General features: G+C 58.1%; 18 protein-coding genes. 12 read left to right on the top strand and 6 right to left on the bottom strand.

The annotated features are described in order from the left end of the window. Window positions 1-109 precede the first annotated feature (109 nt). Complete coding sequence (locus HC757_RS13640) at window positions 110-1,759, bottom strand: electron transfer flavoprotein-ubiquinone oxidoreductase (protein WP_169564926.1); 1,650 nt, start codon at window positions 1,757-1,759, stop codon at window positions 110-112. A gap of 376 nt (window positions 1,760-2,135) precedes the next feature. Between HC757_RS13640 and moaA the strand changes: the two genes are divergently transcribed. The 4 genes from moaA (at window position 2,136) to moaE (ending at window position 4,517) form a co-directional block, all read left to right on the top strand. Next, window positions 2,136-3,116, top strand: a complete 981-nt coding sequence (gene moaA / locus HC757_RS13635) for a GTP 3',8-cyclase MoaA (protein WP_169564925.1) — start codon at window positions 2,136-2,138, stop codon at window positions 3,114-3,116. Between the two features lie 126 nt (window positions 3,117-3,242). After that, complete coding sequence (gene moaC, locus HC757_RS13630; RefSeq protein WP_169564924.1) at window positions 3,243-3,746, top strand: cyclic pyranopterin monophosphate synthase MoaC; 504 nt, start codon at window positions 3,243-3,245, stop codon at window positions 3,744-3,746. Continuing rightward, complete coding sequence (moaD, locus tag HC757_RS13625) at window positions 3,743-3,994, top strand: molybdopterin synthase sulfur carrier subunit (RefSeq protein ID WP_169564923.1); 252 nt, start codon at window positions 3,743-3,745, stop codon at window positions 3,992-3,994. The genes moaC and moaD overlap by 4 nt, the downstream gene beginning before the upstream one ends. A 37-nt stretch (window positions 3,995-4,031) precedes the next feature. After that, window positions 4,032-4,517: a molybdopterin synthase catalytic subunit MoaE gene (gene moaE, locus HC757_RS13620; protein WP_169565002.1), complete on the top strand. Its 486-nt coding sequence runs from the start codon at window positions 4,032-4,034 to the stop codon at window positions 4,515-4,517. Between the two features lie 90 nt (window positions 4,518-4,607). Here moaE and HC757_RS13615 read toward each other — a convergent pair whose 3' ends face one another. Further along, window positions 4,608-5,786 (bottom strand): cation:proton antiporter, encoded by a 1,179-nt coding sequence (locus HC757_RS13615; RefSeq protein WP_244623553.1) that lies wholly within the window; start codon window positions 5,784-5,786, stop codon window positions 4,608-4,610. 129 nt (window positions 5,787-5,915) lie between these two features. Here HC757_RS13615 and HC757_RS13610 point away from each other — a divergent pair, with 129 nt between their 5' ends. The 6 genes from HC757_RS13610 (at window position 5,916) to HC757_RS13585 (ending at window position 10,489) form a co-directional block, all read left to right on the top strand. Continuing rightward, entirely contained in the window at window positions 5,916-6,782 is an 867-nt protein-coding gene (locus HC757_RS13610) for a universal stress protein (RefSeq protein ID WP_169564921.1), read from the top strand. A 201-nt stretch (window positions 6,783-6,983) separates the two neighbouring features. Then, entirely contained in the window at window positions 6,984-7,505 is a 522-nt protein-coding gene (locus HC757_RS13605) for a PepSY domain-containing protein (RefSeq protein WP_169564920.1), read from the top strand. A gap of 36 nt (window positions 7,506-7,541) precedes the next feature. After that, window positions 7,542-8,219 carry a response regulator transcription factor gene (locus HC757_RS13600; protein ID WP_169564919.1) on the top strand — a complete coding sequence of 226 codons (678 nt, stop codon included), beginning with the start codon at window positions 7,542-7,544 and terminating at the stop codon, window positions 8,217-8,219. 49 nt (window positions 8,220-8,268) lie between these two features. Next, a complete protein-coding gene (locus HC757_RS13595) occupies window positions 8,269-9,528 on the top strand; it encodes an ATP-binding protein (RefSeq protein WP_169565001.1) in 1,260 nt (419 codons plus the stop codon). Between the two features lie 35 nt (window positions 9,529-9,563). Beyond that, complete coding sequence (locus tag HC757_RS13590; protein WP_169565000.1) at window positions 9,564-10,238, top strand: TIGR01621 family pseudouridine synthase; 675 nt, start codon at window positions 9,564-9,566, stop codon at window positions 10,236-10,238. 83 nt (window positions 10,239-10,321) lie between these two features. Next, window positions 10,322-10,489 (top strand): YqaE/Pmp3 family membrane protein, encoded by a 168-nt coding sequence (locus HC757_RS13585; RefSeq protein WP_169564918.1) that lies wholly within the window; start codon window positions 10,322-10,324, stop codon window positions 10,487-10,489. A gap of 66 nt (window positions 10,490-10,555) precedes the next feature. Here the strand turns inward: HC757_RS13585 and HC757_RS13580 are convergent, their stop codons facing one another. Next, entirely contained in the window at window positions 10,556-12,709 is a 2,154-nt protein-coding gene (locus tag HC757_RS13580; protein ID WP_169564917.1) for a TonB-dependent receptor, read from the bottom strand. Between the two features lie 185 nt (window positions 12,710-12,894). On the opposite strand from HC757_RS13580, the gene HC757_RS19070 reads away from it, so the two are divergent. Then, window positions 12,895-13,158 (top strand): DUF2986 domain-containing protein, encoded by a 264-nt coding sequence (locus tag HC757_RS19070; protein WP_425313969.1) that lies wholly within the window; start codon window positions 12,895-12,897, stop codon window positions 13,156-13,158. On the opposite strand, the gene HC757_RS13570 is transcribed toward HC757_RS19070, so the two are convergent. Beyond that, window positions 13,149-14,210 (bottom strand): MBL fold metallo-hydrolase, encoded by a 1,062-nt coding sequence (locus HC757_RS13570; RefSeq protein WP_169564916.1) that lies wholly within the window; start codon window positions 14,208-14,210, stop codon window positions 13,149-13,151. The genes HC757_RS19070 and HC757_RS13570 overlap by 10 nt on opposite strands. 149 nt (window positions 14,211-14,359) lie before the next feature. On the opposite strand from HC757_RS13570, the gene HC757_RS13565 reads away from it, so the two are divergent. Further along, complete coding sequence (locus HC757_RS13565) at window positions 14,360-14,971, top strand: TetR/AcrR family transcriptional regulator (protein ID WP_169564915.1); 612 nt, start codon at window positions 14,360-14,362, stop codon at window positions 14,969-14,971. Window position 14,972: 1 nt separating this feature from the next. Here the strand turns inward: HC757_RS13565 and HC757_RS13560 are convergent, their stop codons facing one another. Together HC757_RS13560 and HC757_RS13555 are read right to left on the bottom strand one after the other, a co-directional pair. After that, complete coding sequence (locus HC757_RS13560) at window positions 14,973-15,230, bottom strand: putative hemolysin (RefSeq protein WP_244623551.1); 258 nt, start codon at window positions 15,228-15,230, stop codon at window positions 14,973-14,975. Window positions 15,231-15,276: 46 nt separating this feature from the next. After that, window positions 15,277-15,939: a Bax inhibitor-1 family protein gene (locus HC757_RS13555; protein WP_169564914.1), complete on the bottom strand. Its 663-nt coding sequence runs from the start codon at window positions 15,937-15,939 to the stop codon at window positions 15,277-15,279.

The raw sequence follows: 15,939 nt of genomic DNA, 5'->3' as shown, positions 1-15,939 counted from the left end.
GCGATTTTTTGTGCCAGATGCAAGGGGCCTTGGCACCATTGAGGCCGAAAAAAGCCCGGGCATATAAGGACAAGACGCGCCCCGAGGGCGCGTCTTGTCATGCTGCTGACTACATGTTGGGATAGTTGGGGCCACCGCCACCCTCGGGTGTCACCCAGGTGATGTTCTGGCTGGGATCTTTGATGTCGCAGGTCTTGCAGTGAATGCAGTTCTGGGCATTGATCACGAACTTGGGCTGGTTGGCCTCTTCCACCACTTCATACACACCCGCGGGGCAATAGCGCTGGGCCGGCTCGTCATATTTGACCAGGTTGACCGCTATGGGAATGCCGGCATCCTTGAGGCGCAGATGACATGGCTGATCTTCTTCGTGGAAGGTGTTGGAGAGATACACGGAAGACAGCTTGTCGAAGGTCAGTACCCCATCGGGTTTGGGGTAATCTATCTTGGCGTAGGCATCGACGGTCGCCATCTGGGCATAATCCGGAGTGTTATCCCTGAGGGTGATGGGGAACTTGCCGCCAAACCAATTCTGATCCACATAGTTGAAGGCGCCGCCCCAGAAGGTGCCGAACTTATGCATGGCAGGGCCGAAGTTGCGGGAACGATAGAGTTCCTGCTGCAGCCAGCTCTGTTCGAACCTCTGTTGAAAGCAATTGAGATCTTTGCCGGCTTCCACCCCGACCATCAACGCCTCGCCCAGGGTCTCGGCGGCGACAATGCCGCTCTTCATGGCCGTGTGTGTGCCCTTGATCTTGGCGAAGTTCAGGGTGCCGGCATCACAGCCTATGATGAGACCCCCTGGGAAGCTCATCTTGGGCAACGAATTCAGGCCTCCCTTGGTGATGGCGCGGGCACCGTAGCTCAGACGCTCGCCGCCCTTGAGGTACCGGGCGATAACAGGATGGGTCTTGTAACGCTGGAACTCATCGAAGGGGCTCAGGTGTGGGTTCTGATAGTTGAGATCTACTATCAGGCCGACCGCTATCTGGTTGTCTTCCATGTGATAGAGGAAGCCGCCACCCGAGGCACCTTGGGTCAGTGGCCAGCCACCCGTATGCACCACCTTGCCCTGTTGATGCTGTTCCGCCGGCACCTTCCAGATTTCCTTGAAGCCCAGGCCATAATGTTGGGGCGTCTTGCCGTTATCCAGGTGGTATTTTTCGATCAGTTGCTTGCCCAGGTGGCCGCGGCAGCCTTCGGAAAATACCGTGTACTTGGCATGCAGCTCCATCCCTGGCATGTAGCTGTCTTTCGGTTGGCCGTCGGCCCCGACGCCCATGTCACCTATCAGTATGCCCTTGACGCTATTGTCTTCGTTGACTAAGAGTTCGCTGGCGGCGAAGCCGGGGAAGATTTCCACTCCGAGCGCCTCGGCGCGCTCGGCCAGCCAGCGACAGAGGTTACCTACGCTGATGATATAGTTATGCTCGTTATGCATGGTCTTGGGCACTAAGGCCTGTGGCATCAGCTTGGATTGAGTGGCCGAATTGAGCAGATAGATATCATCCTGGGTCACTTCCGTGAGCAGGGGAGCACCTGTCTCGCGCCAGTCGCTGAACAATTCCCCCAGGACCTTGGGCTCAAACACGGCACCGGAAAGAATATGGGCACCGACTTCCGAGCCTTTTTCAACGACACAGACGCTGATTTCTTTACCTGCATTCTGGGAAATTTGCATTAAACGACAGGCAGTGGCCAGTCCGGCCGGCCCCGCCCCGACGATAACAACATCAAATTCCATTGACTCGCGTTCCATCTGCTCACCTCTTCTTCAACTACCCCCGATTCTAACCGGGTGTTCTAGTATGTTAAAATTTAGTACCAAACGAGTGTTTCTACTTTTGGTTCACCTTACCTCAAAATTGGCTTGTGGCACAGTGGATTCATGCATGGGGCGTTGCAATTCAAATCTGCTTTCGCCGGTCTATTGTCACAGATCCTTAACGCCGGCCGGGCCACTATGTCATTTAGCCTAGGCCGACTGTCGTCTGCAGCGGCTTTATGCCTATAATGGCCCCATGGCGTTGCTCCTATATTGTCCTGCATCAAACAGATAGGGATTTCAGGGCGTGGCAATAGTGCTACAGGGTGAGTAGAGCAAGCACTCTCCCCAGGTAATTGGAAAGGTGTTCATGTCGCAACTTCAGGACGGCCTAGGTCGCAAGTTCCATTATTTACGCATGTCGGTCACGGATGTCTGTAACTTCAAATGCAGCTACTGCCTGCCCGACGGTTACCATCCCCAGGGTAAACCCAAGTTCCTGTCTCTGGATGAGATAGAGCACCTGGTGGCGGCCTTCGCCGCCGTCGGCACCCGGAAGATCCGCATCACGGGTGGAGAGCCCACCCTGAGGCGGGACTTCACCGACATAGTGAGGCTGGTTGCCGCCAACGACAAGATCGGCACCCTGGCGACCACCACCAACGGCTATCGGCTGGAACAAAATGCCAGGGAATGGTATGACGCGGGTCTGAGGCGCATCAACGTCTCGGTCGACAGCCTGGACCCCAGGATGTTTTACCGGATCACAGGCGAGAATAAATTCGATACTGTGATGCGCGGGGTAGACGCCGCCCTGGAAGCCGGTTTCGAACGGGTTAAGATCAACAGCGTCCTGCTCAAGGGACTGAACGACAAGGACCTGCCGCGCTTCCTGCACTGGATTAAACACACCCCCATAGACCTGCGCTTCATAGAGCTGATGGAAACCGGCTTGGGGCGGGACTATTTTAACGCCCATCACCTGGCGGGTGGGGCCATCAAGGCGCGGCTCCTGGCCGAAGGCTGGCAATACCAGACCCCGGCGCCCGACGATGGCCCGGCGCAGAACTTCAGTCACCCGGATTACCAGGGGCGCATCGGCCTCATCATGCCCTACGCGAAAAACTTCTGTGCCAGCTGCAACAGGCTGAGGGTATCGGCCAAGGGCAAGCTGCACTTATGCCTGTTTACCGAAGCCGGGATAGACTTGCGTGACTTGTTGCAGACCAGGGCGCAGCAGGGAGAGCTGATCGAACGCCTGCATGCCCAGTTGCAGCATAAACAGGCGACCCATATGCTGCACCAGGGACTCACGGGGGTGACTCAGCATCTCGCCTCGATCGGAGGCTAGGGCTGGAATGGCAATGGGAATTGGAATTTAAACTGAATTAAATGGCAACGAGTGTCTCAATCAATATGAGATTTTACTCTCGATAGCACGACATGCCTCGGAATACGAGTGTTAAAGGAAAGCGAAATGACCCAGGAATTTACCCATCTGGATGCCGCCGGCCATGCTCACATGGTCGATGTCACAGCCAAGGGGGTGACGGAGCGTGAGGCGCGCGCCGAAGCCTATATCGACATGGATGCCAGTACGCTGGCGCAGATCCTCGGCGGCAGCCATCACAAGGGCGACGTGTTCGCCACCGCCCGCATCGCAGGTATTCAGGCGGCGAAGAAGACGGCGGATCTCATTCCCCTATGCCATCCGCTGATGCTGACCAAGGTAGAAGTGACACTGGAACCTCAGCCGGCACATAACAGGGTGCGGGTGGCCAGCCTGTGCAAGCTGGCGGGTAAGACAGGGGTCGAGATGGAGGCCTTGACCGCAGTTTCGGTCGCGGCGCTGACCATCTATGACATGTGCAAGGCGTTGCAGAAGGACATGGTGATTTCCCGGATAAGGCTGCTGGAGAAACGGGGCGGCAAGTCGGGGGATTTTTATGCCGACACGGTGGACGAGAGTAGCAGCTCATGATTAAGGTGTTGTTTTTTGCGCAGGTGCGGGAATTGCTCGACACCCCAAGCCTGACCTTGGCCGCGGGTCAAGATACCCGCAATGCCGGGGCGTTGCGGGCGACGCTGGCGGCCAGAGACGAGCTCTGGGCCAGGGTGATGGCATCGGAGCGCCTGCTGGTGGCCGTCAACCAGACCCTGAGCGACTGGGATGCCGAGATCCGGGACGGTGATGAGGTCGCCTTCTTTCCGCCCATGACGGGAGGTTAACATGAGTCGGGAGGTTAACATGAGCCGGGAGCTTAACATGAGTGCCGGGGGTGACGGGCGCCAACACGGGCAGGATCTCATTCGGGTGCAGCAGCAGGATTTCAGCGTGGCCGACGAATATGCCCGCCTAGCTGGGGATGCGGCCGACGGCGCCCTGGTTACCTTCGTCGGTAAGGTGCGTGATTTCAATGACGGCAGGACGGTGACCTCCCTGAGCCTGGAACACTACCCCGGCATGACGGAAGGCGTGCTCGAGCGTTTAGTGGCCCAGGCGCGGGCACGCTGGCCGCTGGGGCGGGTGACTGTCATCCACAGGGTCGGCACGCTGGCACTGGGCGAGCAAATCGTGTTCATCGGCGTCAGCAGTGCCCACCGCCAGGCGGCATTTTCCGCCTGTGAGTATCTTATCGACTTCCTCAAGACCCAGGCCCCCTTCTGGAAACTGGAGGCCGATAACCATGAACGTCGTTGGGTCGAAGCCAGGGATAGGGATCAGGACGCCGCCGGGCGGTGGCAGGAATAGCCGTTGTCTCAGTGCCGGACATGACGGCCTCGGGTGTCAGTCTGGGGCTGGCTTCCTGCCGATAGATTAAGATAGCCCCGGGCTGGCAGTTCAGCTGTGGGTCTGCTGGCCCGACAGCACCCACTTCAACAGCAAGGGGCCGATCAGTGTGGTGATGGCAATGATCAGTATCAGTTCGGCAAACAGCTTGGGCGGCAGCACGCCCAGCTGATGCCCCAGCTTGGCGAATACCAGTCCTACCTCACCGCGGGGGATCATGGCGCTGCCGATCAACAGTTTCTGACGCCAGTTTCCCTTTACCACCAGGCCGGCCAGCAGTTTGCTGACTATGGCTATCAGGCTCAGCCACAGCAGTATGGCCAGGCCGGACCAGGAGATGTGCAACTGACTCAGGTCCAGACTGATACCTATATAGACGAAAAACACAGGTGCCAACATGTCGACCAAGGGACGGGTGGCTTGCTCCAGCTGGTGGGTAAAGGAGAAGGGGTTCTGCAGATAACGATTGATGGGGGAAACAAACTGGCGTGACAGTGCCATACCGACGATGAAGCCCCCCAATAATGTCGGCGCGCCAACCCAGTGGGCCAACCAGGTAAAGAGGTAGATGAGTGACATCGCTGCCAGGGTTTCATAGCCTGAATGCTTCGCCCTTGGCTGCAGCGCGCGAAACAGGTAGATGAGCATTCTGGTGGCGATCAGTGACAGCAGCAGGAAAGCCACTATCACTAGGCTCAGACGGGCTGTCGAAGCCAAATCGATACGGCCGGAGATCGCAAAGTTGAACATCAGACTGAGCAGGGCCACCCCGACGATATCATCCACCACAGCCGCGCCGAGAATAATGTGCCCGGCCGGATTCTGCTGTTGGCCCGCCTGGGTCAGTACCCGCAGCGAAATGCCTATGCTGGTTGCTGTCAGTGCACAACCGAAGAAGATCGCGCTGAAGGTCGAGAGTTCGAGCCAGTATGCCGCCGCCAGGCCGGTGCTGACGCCGGGGAGTATGATCCCCAGCAGCGCCACCCAAAACACCGAACGACCCGAATGATAGAGGTGTTTCATCGAGGTCTTGCAGCCGATATCGAACAGCAACAGGATCACCCCGAGTTCGGCAATAATTGCCAGGGTAGGGTCCGGTGTTACCCAGTTGAGCAACGACGGTCCTATCAGTAATCCGGCAAGGATCTCGCCGACGACACTGGGCCAACCCAGACGATGGCCCAGCTCACTCAGCAGCCGTCCCAACAGCAGGATTAAAAACATTGACATTAAAAAATGGTCGATCGCCATGGCGCCCTCTGCACAAGTAGGCCGGCGTGATCCCTGTCATGTTGTTTTGCGACAGAAGGGCTACAGCCAGTCTAAGCTAAAGGTAGTCAATAGTGGCGGGAGAGAACAATGGATAAGGTGTTTATTATTGCACAGCAAGAAGATGCTCATACCAATGCCATAGAAACCGGGATCCTGCTGGCGCGGGCGATGAAAAAAGACGCCGAAGTATTTGCCTACTGTTATGAGGACTTTAGTGGCGGTGAACGCTACAATCCACGTCTCAAAGGGGCAGCCCGGCAACAGCTGTTGCAGCAAAGGGAACTCGAGGTGCGCCGTCATTTGACGGCGCTGGATGCCGATGACATTCCCCTGCACCTTGTCTGGGCCAAGTATCTGTTTGAACATGCCTGCGACTACTCACAGCGTCACGGTTTCGATTATATGGTTAAGGCGGTACATCATGCGGAACACTATCAGCCCCATGACTGGCATCTGATCCGCCATGTCCAGATCCCCTTGTTGCTGCTGACAGACACCCCCCTGCACCGCGGCAATGCCACCCTGATAGCGGTCGATCTCGACAGTCATGCCCCCCTTAAGCAACAGCTGAATCAGGCGGTGATCCATCAGGGGCAGCTGTTGGCCAAAGCCACCGATACCCAGCTGCATCTGGCACATGTGATCCGGGTACCCAAGATGATCCGGGACATGGATCTGATCAATACCCGCACCCTGGCCAAAGAGGCCCATCAGCGGCATCAGCTGCAGCTGAGCAACCTGGGGCTGGGTCCCGATGATGTGCACATGCTTGTCGGCGAGCCGGATCTGTGCCTGTATGAACTGGCATGCAGGATCAAGAGTCGTTACCTGGTGATAGGCTGTCGACAGCGACAGGGATTGCTGGGCCATATGATAGGCAACACGGTCGAATCTTTGTTGAGCCGGATCCGCAGTAACGTGTTGGTGATCCCCGCGGTCGAATCCCTGCTGTAGCGCCCAGGTTGGCAAGATGATCAAAACTTCATCTCGTCGCCATCCGCGGTCGGGTACACTTCTGTTAGAGTATCAAGCATAGCTGCCGCACCCGGCCGTGGCCGGGTCAGTTTGGCGGTCAACCCAGCCAGGCTTGCCGGCATCGACTTCTCGGCGTTTGTCTCATAAGATACTGAGATTATCCATTATTGTGGAGGGTTCATGGCACGTTGGTTGTTGAGTTTGTCGTTGCTGACCTGGATGAGCGTCGCGGCTCCCAGCCTGTACAGCCTCTTGTCCCAGGGACAATATCGGCCGCCTATGCAGGTGATGCTGCAACTGGAGCAGCATTACCCTGGGGTGATCACCCAATTCGACATAGATGTGCAGAATGGCGAGCTCATCTATGAGTTCAACATGCTGGATCCCGATGCCAAGACCACAGTCGGCTTCGCCTTCAAGGCGGCCGATGGCAGCCTGTTGGAGCAAAAAGTCGCCAAGCTCGAGTCCGACGATTTGGAAGAATTGGCCGCCGTGACCTTGATGCGGCAGCAGAAGCTGCAATTTTCCCAACTCGTCACCCTGGCGACCGGGGATCTGGATGCCTATCTGATCGAGGCGCAGTTGGATCATGATCTGGGGATCAGCTATCTCGAACTCAAACTGCTCAGCGCCGCCGGCAGGCATAAGCTGGCGTTCGACATCGCCAATCTGCGGCCCTTGCCGTTACTCAAATGGGACTAGTGCGCCGCTGCGGCGCGAAGGGAGAGAATCGAGCACATGAAAGTACTCTTGGTTGAAGACGACAAGACCACGATCGACTATATAGCCAAAGGCTTCCTCGAGCAGGGCCATAGCATAGACACGGCCAGTGACGGCCATCAGGGCTTGCTGTTGGCGACCGGCGGCCACTATGAGCTGGTGATTTTGGATCGCATGTTGCCCCTGCTCGATGGCCTCAAGCTGCTGGCGGCATTGCGCGCCACCGGCGACCAGACCCCTGTGCTGATCTTGTCGGCCCTCGGCCATGTGGATGAGCGGGTCAAGGGGCTGCGTGCCGGTGGCGATGACTATATGACCAAGCCCTTCGCCTTCTCCGAATTACTGGTCAGAGCCGAGAAGCTGATGCAGCGCGGTCAGTCGCAGCCGCAGCAGACGGATTTGACTGTCGGCCTGTTGCAGATGGAGCTGTTGACCCGCAGGGTGACCCTGGAGGGGCAGGAGCTGCTGCTGCAACCCAAAGAATTCCAGTTACTCAAGTATCTGATGGAACATCCCAATCAGGTCATCAGCCGCACCCTCCTGTTCGAGGCCGTGTGGGATTATCATTTCGATCCCAGAACCAATGTGATCGATGTGCATATCGCCAAGCTCAGACGCAAGTTCGAAGAGCTGGGCCATGGCGAGCTGATCGAAACCGTCAGGGGAGCGGGTTATCGCCTACGTCAAAGGCATTAAGCCTTACCAGAGCAGCGCCTGGCGCATTACCATCATCTTTTCTACCTTGGTGACCCTGATCATAGGCGCGCTGCTGTTTTCCCTCTATCGTCAGTTGGTGATAGAGCAGCAGTACCAGGTCGCGCAACACCTGGCATCGGAAAAACTCCGTTATCAGCAATTGGCGCTGACGGTGAGCCGGCGCAATTTCGCGGCCCAGATCCGGGCCGCAGATCCCAAGACGGCGCTCATCGCCTGGCGCAACAGCGTCGACATGGTCGGTGCCCTCAGCCTGATCCCCGACAACATGCCCCTGCTGCCCCAGACCCGGGACTTCCCGATACTGACGGGGGGCCCGGACAAGTTGCATATACTCACGGGCGGCATAGTCTTGACCCGCTACGGGCCGGTGCTCATCGCCACCCGTACCGACCATCTGGCGACGCTGATAGACAAGTTCATCAATGCGGCGGCGACCGCTGTGATGCTGACCATATTGCTGACCCTGGCACTGGGATATTTGTTTTCCAAGGCTATTTTGCGGCGCTTGGTGCATTACCGGCGCCTGAGCGAGCAGATAGCCAAGGGGCATTATGATACCCGCTTGCCCGAGAGTTGGCGCCAGGACGAGTTCGACATGGTGGCGTGCCAGTTCAACCAGGTGCTGGATACCCTGGAGACCAATCTCACCGCGGTGCGCGGTGTCACAGACAACATAGCCCACGACTTGCGCACGCCGCTGTCGCACCTGCGCATCGGCCTGGAACAGTTGCCGCAGAAGAGTGCCGCCGAATGCGCCGACGCCAGCGCGGCGCTGATCGAGGAACTGGATCAATGCCTGGCGACCTTCGATGCCATGTTGTCGCTGACCCGGATAGAGGAGGGCCAGCAGGCGCTGGAGCTGCAGCCCTTGAGCCTGCGCGGCCTATGTGAAGATCTGGCGGAAATGGCCGAGGCCGTGGCCGAACTCAAGCAACAGACCCTGACCCTGACCACTGGCAAGGATTTTGAGGTACAGGGCGACAAACATCTGCTGTTTCAGGCCCTGTATAATCTGGTCGACAACGCCATCAAGTACTCGGGCGAGGGCGCCAGGATAGAGATAATCCAGGAGGGGCGCAGGGTCGAGATCCGCGACAATGGCCCAGGGATCCCGGACGATGCCAGGGAAAAGGTATTCGAGCGTCTGGTGCGACTCGATCCCAGCCGGCATCAGCAGGGCACTGGCCTGGGGTTGTCTATGGTGAAAGCCATTCTGGCGCGGCATAATACCAAGATCCTCTTGTCGGATAATCATCCAGGGCTGGTGATCAGCCTAACCTTTCAGTAGCCAGCTCAGATTAGGCAGTTTCTATGCATAGCCCCATGTACCAAATAGTCGCCGACGAAGCCGATTTCGTGGTGATCGACAAGGCCCCCAGGGTGCACTTCCACAGTCAGGACGGCAGTGCCGGCGTGGCCGCCCAATTGGCGGCGGATCTCGGTTATCCCTTGTTTTCCGTGCATAGACTCGACACCCCCACCTCGGGATTACTGCTGTTCGCCAAGTCGAGCGGGACGGCGAGCCGCTTCACCGAGCTGTTCAGCGCCCACCAGGTGCAGAAATATTACCTGGCGCTGGCCAAGGGGAAACCCAAGAAGAAGCAGGGCTGGGTGATAGGCGACATGGCCAAGTCGCGGCGCAGCATGTATAAGCTGCTGCGCAGCACAGACAACCCGGCGGTGACCCAGTTTTTTTCCCAGTCTGTGGCCGAGGGACTGAGGCTGTATCTGCTCAAGCCCCACAGCGGCAAGACCCACCAGCTGCGGGTGGCATTGGCGAGCCTGGGGGTGCCCATACTGGGAGATGAACTCTATGGCGGCGAACCGGCCGACCGCTGCTATCTGCACGCCTATAGCCTGATGTTCAGCTTGGATGGTCGCGAATATCAATACCTGGCGCCGCCGACGGCGGGGGACGGCTTTCGACTCGCCGCGGTCGCCGAGCAGTTGCACCTCTGGCATAGGCCGGCCGAATTGGCGTGGCCGGACAGGCGCTGAGCCTTAAAAGAGTTGCATCCGACCGCGCTTACTGCGAAGTTATTGTCTGACAAAGGCAAAATTGCATAACGGAGCATAAAATAATGGATACCAACAAGTTACTGCTGATTATTATTGCAATACTCTTACCCCCTGTCGGGGTGTTTTTAAAGGCTGGCGCGGGCAAAGACCTAGTGATCAACATCATACTCTGTCTGCTGTTTGTCATCCCAGGGGTATTGCACGCCCTGTGGGTCGTGACCCGGGATTAGCCGGCATCCAGGCGATAAAAAAGCGCAACCCAGGTTGCGCTTTGTGTGTCCGGCCCTGCTTGCGGGCTAGAAAGCCAGGCTGAAGCCCATGTTGAGGGTGCGCCCCATGCCCTTGAAGTAGCGGGCGTTGGTGCCGACGGTCTGGGCATGGTAGGTATAGAAATCCTCGTTCAGCAGGTTCTGTATGCCTAGGCTCAGGCTGCCGCCCAGCAGTGGCAGGGCGAGTGAGGCGTCGATACTCGTGTAGCCGTCGAAGTTGGCGTACTCGCGGCCATCCGCCTTGTTGAAGTCCCGGTCGAGGAAGACGTTGGCCTGAATGCGGCTCGACATCTCGTTGTCGAAATTGTGGGTCCAGAAGAGGTTGATGCGGTTCGGACTTATGTTGGCCCCGTCGAGATCTGTGTCGAGCCTGCCATCGTCGTTCGAGTCGTAGCGGCCCTGCATCAGTGCCAGGTTCATGCCCAAGTCGTCCTTATCCGTCAGATAAGCCGTCAGGCTGGCCTCTATGCCTTCCACCAGGCTCTTTTCCCGTTTCACGTTGTAGAAACCGTCGGCATTCAATGCCAGACGTGCACCGTAATCCGCCGCCGAGTGGTAATAGGCCAGCTTGGCACTGAAGTATTCGCCCTGATAAGCCGCGCCCAGTTCCAGGTTGTCCGTGACTATCGGGCTCAGCGCCACAGAATCTGCTATGCCGGGCGCAGTACCGGGGAAACTCTTGCCGTCACGCAATACCCTGCCTATGTCCGGCATGCCGAAGCCCTGGCTGTAGCTGCTGTAGAGCCTCAGGCTCGGGCTGAGGTTGTAGGAGGCGCCGAGGTTGAAGAGCGTCTCGTTGAAGTCGGTGGCGCCGCCGGCTATCTGCTTGTCGCCGTAACCCCAAAGCGTCTTGTAATCGTCCACCTTCAGCCTGGCATGCTCATAGCGTACCCCGGCCGACAGGGTCAGGTCGGCTAGCGGCTCCAGGTCCAGTTGGGCATAGGGGGCGATATTGTCATAGCGGCTTTGGGGCACCCAGGACATGCCCGTGACCACAAGATCTTGCTCCGTGGTGTCGCGGAACAGATCCACCCCGTAGGCCAGATCCAGCGGCAAGCCGGCGACAGTCTTGGCAACCAGGGTGGTCTTCAGCCCCCACTTGTTGGACTTGTTGCGCGACTGCTCGTAGAACAGGTTCTCGCCCTGCTTGCCGCTGCCGCACAGGGTCACCCGGTCGCTGCCTTCGAAGGCGGGATCGTAGAAGCTGTCGAAACAGCCACCGCCATAGACGGCTTGGAAGTTCTGGTTGAACAACTGCAGATGCAGCTGCTGGCCGGCGATGTTTGTATGGTTGTAGGTCAGGCTGCTGGTGGTCACCTCATTGTTGGCGGCCTCCCAGGGTTGCCGCTGCTCTATGGCGCCGGTGGGAATGTCCTGGGCCTTGTCGCCGTTGACGCCGGTCCAGTCGCCGTTGTTGTCCATGTCATAGTGGTTCACCATCAGCTCGAGGCGTGAGCGGGCGAAGTCGTGGCCCAGCTTGATGAAGAAATCCTTGCTCTGGCTATCCATGGACTCGCCCTGAGTGGTATCTACCCCTATCACCCTGTCCTTGGCGTCGTAATAGATGCCGTTGTTGCGATAGCCGAGCGAGCCTATGACATCGACCAGCTCTGTCTTTCCGGAGAATCCATAGCTGGCGCCGAAGCTGGTCCCCCTGGCGTTGGCTTTATTGGGGACAGTGACGTCCAGGCTGACTTGCTGCTCGCCGTCGGCGCCTGGCTTCCTGGTGATGTAGTTGATGATGCCGCCCTGGGCGCCCATGCCATGCATGGCGTTGGCACCATGGATGATCTCTATGCGCTCTATCATGGCGGGATCCAGGGTCTGGCCCGAGCGACCGCCGCTGCGCAGCGGGTTGGTCTGAGGCACGCCGTCGATCATGATCAGCGGCGCACGGCCCCGCAGGGTTTCGCCCGAGTTGCTCATCTTCTGCCGGCTGGGGGAGAAGCTGGGAGCCAGGTTGCCTATGATGGCGGAGAGATCCCTGCCGGTGCGGAACTGCTGCTGCAGCGCCTCCTGATCTATTATGGTCACGGTATTGGGGATGGCGCTGACAGGCTTGTCCATGCGACTGGCGGTGACGGTAATTTTTTCCATTTCCTGTGGCTGACTCGCGGCCAAGGCGGGTGGCGCCAGCGCGGCAACGACGGCCAATGCGGTGAATGACATGTTTAACTTCATACAAGATCCCTTGAAGCGCCGGCAATTTACCTCTGTCTCCATCCCGTGCAGGCCATCCATAGGCGGTAAATTTCGGTGCGAATGATAATGATTTTTATTAGCGGGCGGATTGTATGTAGATGCGCAAATAAAGTCCAGTCTTTAGTCTGACTGGAGTTATAATCGCGCCGCCTAAGGTAGGCCGAATGGGACTAAGCATGAACCGCAAGAAGAAGATCAACGACACCCTCAAGAGCAAGGCGAAGAAGGCCAATGCCAAGCTGCATAGCAGCAACAAGCCAAAATACATCTCCAAGGCCGAGCGGGCCAAGCTGGAACTGGACGCCGGGGTTGCGGAAGCCGGGGTTGAGGCTCCTCTACCTGACTCAGAGTCAGAGTCAGAGCCAGTGCCGGCGCCGCCGCACCTGACTATGCCGTCTGGATCTAGCGGCTGGCCGGGTCAGGCCTGAGCCGGAATGCTCACAGGCTCAGGCGCGAACGCCGGCAGTTGATGCTGCCACCAGCCATGATCCAGCGCCGGGCTCTGCGCCAGCTTGTCCAGTGCTATGGCTTGACCGAATTCCGGGGTCAGCAAGGGCACATCATAGGCATTGGCGGCGGCTTGCAGCCGTTGCAGGGGTTCATACCAGCTATGCAGCGCCAGCGCGAAGCTGCTGTTGTGGATAGGCATGAGATAACGCCCCCTCAAGTCCAGGTGTGCCCGCAGGGATTGCTCAGGCAGCATGTGGATATCGGCCCATAGCTCGTCATAGGCGCCGGTTTCTATCAGGGTCAGATCGAAGGGCCCCAGCCTGTCGCCTATGCGTTTGAAGCCGTCGAAGTAACCCGAGTCGCCACTGAAGAACAGCTTCAGCGGCGCGGCCTCTATCACCCAGGAGGCCCACAGGGTCTGATTGCCGTCTCTCAGGCCTCGGCCGGAAAAATGTTGCGCCGGGGTGGCGGTAAACGTGACGCCCTGCTGTGTGGTGTCTTGCCACCAGTCGAGGGCGATGATCTTGTCTGCCGCTACGCCCCAGGCGCGCAAATGCCTGTCCACCCCGAGCGGCACTATGAATACCCCGGTGCGCGCATCCAGCGCCTGTATGCTGTGTTTGTCCAGGTGATCGTAATGATCGTGGGAGAGTATTATCCCGGCCAGCGGCGGTATGTCGGCCAGTTCAAGCGGCAGCGAATGAAAGCGCTTGGGGCCGAGCCATTGGCTGGGGGAGGCGCGCTCGGCAAACACGGGATCCGTCAGCCAGTAATGCCCCCGGAGTTGCAGCAAGAGGGTGGAATGGCTGATCTTGTACAAGGCCGGCTCTGTGCTCGGCTGCCGCGACAGTTGCAGCCGGCGCACCGGGATCTGCTTACCGGGAGTCTTGTCCACAACCCGTGTCGTGAGGTAGCGCCAGAGGATCTGCAGCAGCTTGCCGGCGCCGCTGTCGACCCGCTCGGCTTCGTTGCGAAAGCCGCTACCCTCGACGTGGGTCCTGTGTGCCTGTGTGCCATGAGATGTCAGCATGATGATACCCTCAATATCCGGATGATAGCCCAGCCTGGATGCTGTCTGTTATCACAAAAGTAAACTACACAGTGTAGTTTACTTGCTGGCGTGTAAAAGTAAACTCCTTAGTGTAAAATATCTCCAGGACAGGCAACCCGGGACATCCCATGATAGACAAGCAAGACGGGCAGACACATTCACAGCGTAAACATGCCGCCATACTGAAGGCCTCAAGGGAGGAGTTTTTGCTCAACGGCTTCGCCGGTGCCAGCATGGACAGGATCGCCGAGCGTGCCTGTGTGTCCAAGCGCACCGTCTACAATCATTTTCCCAGTAAAGACGCCCTGTTCGAGAGCAGTACCCTGGAGCTATGGTCGCGGATCAAGGAGGCAGCGACCCTCAAGTTCGATCCCTCACTCAGTCTGGAAAGCCAGCTGAGCCGGATAGCCCACAACAGCTGGGAGCTGTATCGCCAGCGCGAGTTTCTCGAATTGGCGCGGGTGGTGATGGCGGAATTTATCCGCACCCCGCAGCAGGCGGCGGAGGCGATGGAAAAAATGGCGCAATTGGAGGGCGGGCTGGAAACCTGGCTAAAGGACGCGGTCAACAACAGGGCATTGAAGATAGAAGATATAGAGCTGGCGACGACCCAGTTCTGGGGCCTGATGAAAGCCTTCTCCTTCTGGCCGAAAGTGTTTCATCTGGGCGAACATGACGAACGGCGGCAGGACATAATCGCCGCCAATGTGGAGATGTTTCTCGCCAGGTATCGGGCTTAGCCTAGCTGAGCTTATGATCCCTGCGATAGAGTTGCCACTCCTCGATTTTCTCGCCATCGGGCAAGGTACAGATACCCGTCTCGCCATTGGCCCGAGTCGCCAGGTCCAGAATGCCCCCCAACGCCAGGCAATACTCGGTCGCAGGATTGGCTCGCTTCAGCCCGGGTCCGGCTTCTTCCTGGCTGTCGCAGCCGCCGAGTGTTACCAGCAAGAGTAACAAGATAGGCGGCATAGCCGCCGCATAACATGTATCCGGCATGCGCTTTCCTCGGGTTGGCATTCCCTTAATGAGTATCGGCCAAAGGTTATTTTCTGCCAAGAATGCGCAGGATACGCAGGAAGAGGTTGATTATGTCCATGTAGAGGGCGGCGGCGCTGTCTACGGCATTGTCCAGCGTCTTGGGGATCTGGTTGGCGCGGCCCCAGTCGTAGCCTATGTAGCCGCAGAAGATGAACACCACTATCCAGTCCAGTATGTCGTGATGCATCTTGAACACATAGATCTCGACCACTTCTATGACTATCACCAGCAGCAGGGCTATCGTCAGGGCGCCGACAATTTTCTGGAAGAAGGCCGGGAACAGACTCCCGAGACACAGCATGCCGACCGTGACCAGGCCGGTGAGCCTGATGGCCTCCACCACCAGGGCGGGATCGTAGCGGCTGACCACCAGGTTGATGATGAAGCCGAAGGGCACCACCACCAGGTTATACCCCAGGAAGCTGACGGCGGGTTTATCCGAGCTGCGAAACAGATAGATGCCGAGGAAACAGCAGGCGAAATAACCCAGGAAGAAGATCCAGGGATTCACCCCGGCTATGGCCTCAGGGGCTATGTTGGTCAGCATCCAATAGTTGACCCCAAAGCCCCAGGCCAGGGTCAGGCCTATGACCAGGTTATAGAGGCCGGCCCCTATCAGAGGGTCTGTGGTGCTGCGACGCTCGAAAACACTGTCTTCGTTATGCAT

The organism is Shewanella salipaludis, from assembly GCF_012911865.1.
In the GTDB taxonomy this organism is placed as follows: domain Bacteria; phylum Pseudomonadota; class Gammaproteobacteria; order Enterobacterales; family Shewanellaceae; genus Shewanella; species Shewanella salipaludis.
Note: the sequence above shows the minus strand (reverse complement) of the source record. Positions and strands in the feature narration are given on the sequence as shown.